Raw genomic sequence first — 4,245 nt, 5'->3', positions numbered from 1 at the left:
GAGCAACGATCCACTCATCACTTGTATCTACCATTTTCTCTAGATCTGCGTTTGTACGCACCTGAGATGGCAGGTAGCTGCCAGTACCTAAAATTTTGCTATACATGAAGACTAATAATGCCTCTCGAGTAAAACCGCTTCCAAACGATCGCTAATACGGCTTGGTACTTGTCGTTTGACCTCGTGTACTGCCTCGCCAAGTGCATTGACAATCGCAGATACATCCGCACTTCCATGGCTTTTTATGACAATGCCGCGCAATCCTAGCAAACTTGCGCCGTTATACTGGTCGGGGTTCAGTGTTTTTAGTTCATTAAACAGCCTAGAAAACAACTTTCTAGCTATCCAACCCTTTATCGTTGATGCCATTATGCTGGTTTTAATTTTTTCGATAAAAAGTTGAGCTGTTCCCTCACTGGCTTTTAAGCATACGTTGCCGACAAATCCATCACAAACAATGACGTCCGCAACATCATGCAAAATTTGATTACCTTCAATATAACCGACAAAGTTAATCGCATCGGTCTGAGAAAGCATTTCTGCGCAACGTTTGACTAAGTCGTTACCTTTAATCTCTTCTGCGCCAATATTGAGTACAGCAACGCGAGGAGGACGACCCAAGTGTTCTTCAGCTAATGCACTGCCCATTACAGCAAATTGGAACAAGCTATCAGCATCGCACGATACATTCGCCCCCAGATCTAGCATCCAAGTGCGCTTTCCGGTAATCGTCGGTAAAGCGGAAACTAAAGCAGGACGTTCAATGCCAGGAAGTAACTTAAGAATGAAACGCGATAGTGCCATTAATGCACCGGTGTTGCCACCACTAACACAAGCATCCGCTTTCTGCTCAGAAACCAAATCGATAGCCATACGCATAGAACTATTTTGGCTATTACGTAACGCCAATGAAGGTTTTTCTGAGTTCGAGATAACTTTCTCGCTGTGAAGAATAGTCAAGCGGGAACTGGTCGAGGTACCGAGTTGAGATAATTGAGACGTGATCAGAGATTGATCACCAATAAGAATCACTTTTAGCTCTGGGAAATGAGACAGTGCCTGCACGGCGGCAGGCACTGTTACGCGTGGACCGAAATCCCCGCCCATTGCATCAAGTGCAACGGTAATACTTTGCAAAGGTTCAACCTTACTTGTTGATAACCTTTTGACCACGGTAGTAACCTTCAGCAGTTACATTGTGGCGTAGGTGAGTTTCACCAGAAGTCGCGTCTACAGATAGAGCAGCTGTAGTTAGCGCATCGTGTGAACGACGCATACCGCGCTTAGAACGAGTTTTACGGTTTTTCTGTACGGCCATTGACCCTACTCCTATACTATTGGGTTAAAAACCTGAAGAAGAATCGGCTACCACACCTATTACTTTTTCAGACTTTTCAAAACGTCGAATGGATTCGGTTTTTCTTCCTCAATTTCTTCAGGAATCTCACCAAAAACCATGTTATTTGAATCAACGCTACAATCCGCTTCATCGTGCATCGCAATTTGAGGTAATGCTAAGATGAACTCGTCTTCAACAAGTTGTATGAGGTCTAATTCACCATATTCATTTAGATCTACCAAATCATAAATTTCTGGTGCTTCCTGTTCTGTTTTCTCACCGTAGTAAGGAGTAGAAAGGAATTCAACTTCGCACTCATGTGCGAATACCTCATTACAACGCTGACACTCTAAATCGACTTCGATGTTAGCTTTACCAGAGATAACAACGAGTCGCTGTTCATCCATCCCAAATGACAATGAGACTTCTGCGTCGCGTTTTACGCCTTCAGTTGTTTCCACTAAGCGCTTGAAAAGACTAGCTTGGATGATGCCATCGTAATCCAATCGTTTCTGTGCAGCTTTAGCTGGGTCAACCGTTCGCGGTATTTTTACCTTTTGCATAGGGCGCGAATATTATCTTCCAAATCAAAATTAGTCAAAGAAAAAGGCAAAAAAGTTGTACTTTTTTACGCTTAACATACAGAGCATTAGCCAGAATCATTTTTGATCGATTATCCTATTGGAAATGCTCCCACGAATTGTAATTCAAAATGAAAAATTACCAACTGGTTTTAGCCTCAACTTCCCCTTTTCGTAAACAACTGCTTGAAAAGCTCTCACTACCATTCGTTTGTTTACCACCTGATTGCGATGAAACACCTTTTGACCAAGAAACGCCAACTGAACTTGTGCAGAGACTGGCCCAAGAGAAAGCAATATCTTGCCAGACGGATAAAGCAAGTTTAGTTATCGGCAGTGACCAAGTTTGTGTCATTAATGGTGAAATCGTTGGCAAGCCTTTAAATAGAGATAACGCGATAAATCAACTTTTGGCTCAAAGTGGAAAAGTCATCACTTTCTATACTGGTCTTGCGGTACATAACACCGTGACAAACCATACAGAAGTCGGCTTTGATTCTTTCGAGGTGCACTTTAGAGATTTAACGCTTGAACAAATCGAACGCTACGTCGACAGGGAAGAACCTTTTTACTGCGCAGGCAGCTTTAAAAGCGAAGGCATGGGAATTTGCTTGTTTACGAAATTAGTCGGTAAAGACCCGAACACACTTGTCGGACTACCATTGATTGATTTGATTGATATGTTGCATGTTCAAGGACTCGATGTCCTTTAACCCAAATACGATAAAAGGGAGCTACAGGCTCCCTTTTGCATCCGCGAGGAAAACATGGTTACGCGTTTCTTAAACCCGCCAACACTTTTTCTAGTTTCGGTTCCATCGGTGCGTTGATTTCCATCCACTCATCATTTGATGGGTGTTGGAACTTGATGTTTGCCGCGTGTAGGAACAAACGATCTAAACCAACTTGACCTGTGTAAGCATCAAAGCGACGATCACCGTAGCGATCATCCCAAGCGATTGGGTGACCAGTGTATTGCGTATGAACTCGTATTTGGTGAGTTCGACCAGTAATCGGACTCGCCTGAATCAATGTAGCTTGTTCGAACTTTTCCAAAATCTTAAAACGCGTTTCTGACGGCTTACCATTAGGGTTAACACGAACAATACTGTTCACTTCGTTTTTGAGCAGTGGCGCGTTCACAACCTTACAACTGCTTTTCCATTGCCCCATGACAAGAGCTAAGTAAAACTTCTTTACTGTCTTTTCACGAAACTGGGCTTGCAAGTGACGAAGTGCAGAACGCTTTTTAGCAACCAGCAAAATCCCTGAAGTATCACGGTCAATACGATGCACAAGTTCAAGAAAGCGAGCTTGAGGACGCAGAGCCCTAAGCGCTTCAATCGCACCAAACTTTAAACCACTGCCACCATGCACAGCGGTGCCAGATGGTTTGTTTAGAATCAACATATGGTCATCTTCGAAGATAATCATATTTTCCAACTCAGCGACTTTGTTAAGTTTCGTACTTGGTGCGACATCGTCATCTTTTTTCTCGACGGTCACCGGTGGAATACGAACGAGATCGCCTGCTTTTAACTTGTACTCTGCTTTTATACGCTTTTTATTTACGCGCACTTCGCCCTTACGCACAATTCGGTAAATCATGCTTTTAGGAATGTCTTTTAATTGGTTGCGCAAAAAATTATCAATGCGCTGACCCGCCATATCTTCGTCGATGTCGACGAACTGGACTTTTGTTCTTATTTCGTTCATGGGCGGTATTGTAAACTCAATTTCGTGCGACTTCACATTATTCTTGTCGTAAAAGAAACACTCGGTGGCACATACTGGTCTAAATTTCTCCAAGCTTTTGTTTAAATTATTAAAACTCTCAATCAAGTTCTCAATTTGTTTTCTGTCTTGAACAGTTTGCACATCTCAATTGCTTATGAAACAGCCAGTTATAAAATAGAAATTTTGAGTTTAGCGGCAAATTTTCTATCGTTTGCGTGAAAGCAGATTGCTGATAGCCACGCGCACTGCTATAGTTCACAGCTGCTAAGGAAGGTTTGGTTACATTTTATTCATTACCAATCATTTATCCTCAAGCAATGTGAGTAGATCGTTGAAGGTCGAGTGCAGCATTGGCGTGAGACACATCGAATTCAACACTCTTGCCACCCTACTCCTCGCATATTCACGTTGAGTACCTACCGCCCAAATAGCGGGTCACAAGTCTACGTTTCCAACAGAAACCACAAGAGGCTTGTGATGACTGAAGTGCCCGAGAGCATCCCCTTCCAGCCGGGAGGCTGCAAAATACAAGCCATGGGATCAGGCACCGTGAAAGAGCGAAAAAACAGTGGCAAGTCGACAAGAAAG

At 43.1% G+C, this 4,245-nt stretch carries 5 protein-coding genes and 1 pseudogene; 1 reads left to right on the top strand and 5 read right to left on the bottom strand.

What is annotated here, in order from left to right:
* The 4 genes and pseudogenes from CAG68_RS01980 to yceD form a co-directional block, all read right to left on the bottom strand.
* Window positions 1–106: pseudogene (locus CAG68_RS01980) on the bottom strand (3-oxoacyl-ACP synthase); the annotation flags it as partial.
* Window positions 107–111: 5 nt separating this feature from the next.
* Window positions 112–1,137 (bottom strand): phosphate acyltransferase PlsX, encoded by a 1,026-nt coding sequence (gene plsX, locus CAG68_RS01975; RefSeq protein WP_017633846.1) that lies wholly within the window; start codon window positions 1,135–1,137, stop codon window positions 112–114.
* 10 nt (window positions 1,138–1,147) lie between these two features.
* A complete protein-coding gene (gene rpmF / locus CAG68_RS01970) occupies window positions 1,148–1,318 on the bottom strand; it encodes a 50S ribosomal protein L32 (protein WP_005396978.1) in 171 nt (56 codons plus the stop codon).
* A 59-nt stretch (window positions 1,319–1,377) separates the two neighbouring features.
* A complete protein-coding gene (gene yceD / locus CAG68_RS01965; RefSeq protein WP_005387307.1) occupies window positions 1,378–1,902 on the bottom strand; it encodes a 23S rRNA accumulation protein YceD in 525 nt (174 codons plus the stop codon).
* 149 nt (window positions 1,903–2,051) lie between these two features.
* Between yceD and CAG68_RS01960 the strand changes: the two genes are divergently transcribed.
* Window positions 2,052–2,633: a Maf family protein gene (locus tag CAG68_RS01960; RefSeq protein ID WP_054729223.1), complete on the top strand. Its 582-nt coding sequence runs from the start codon at window positions 2,052–2,054 to the stop codon at window positions 2,631–2,633.
* Between the two features lie 58 nt (window positions 2,634–2,691).
* On the opposite strand, the gene rluC is transcribed toward CAG68_RS01960, so the two are convergent.
* Window positions 2,692–3,636 carry a 23S rRNA pseudouridine(955/2504/2580) synthase RluC gene (gene rluC, locus CAG68_RS01955; RefSeq protein ID WP_021033985.1) on the bottom strand — a complete coding sequence of 315 codons (945 nt, stop codon included), beginning with the start codon at window positions 3,634–3,636 and terminating at the stop codon, window positions 2,692–2,694.
* Between the last annotated feature and the right edge of the window lie 609 nt (window positions 3,637–4,245).

The organism is Vibrio sp. V42_P2S4T144, from assembly GCF_009904715.1.
GTDB classification, from domain to species: Bacteria; Pseudomonadota; Gammaproteobacteria; order Enterobacterales; family Vibrionaceae; genus Vibrio; species Vibrio alginolyticus.
This window is presented reverse-complemented; position numbering and strand designations above follow the sequence as displayed.

Excerpts from the sequence above, each read along its gene's own strand:
- rpmF (WP_005396978.1), bottom strand. The coding sequence starts at position 1,318 with ATGGCCGTACAGAAAAACCGTAAAACTCGTTCTAAGCGCGGTATGCGT.
- yceD (WP_005387307.1), bottom strand. The coding sequence starts at position 1,902 with ATGCAAAAGGTAAAAATACCGCGAACGGTTGACCCAGCTAAAGCTGCA.
- CAG68_RS01960 (WP_054729223.1), top strand. The coding sequence starts at position 2,052 with ATGAAAAATTACCAACTGGTTTTAGCCTCAACTTCCCCTTTTCGTAAA.
- rluC (WP_021033985.1), bottom strand. The coding sequence starts at position 3,636 with ATGAACGAAATAAGAACAAAAGTCCAGTTCGTCGACATCGACGAAGAT.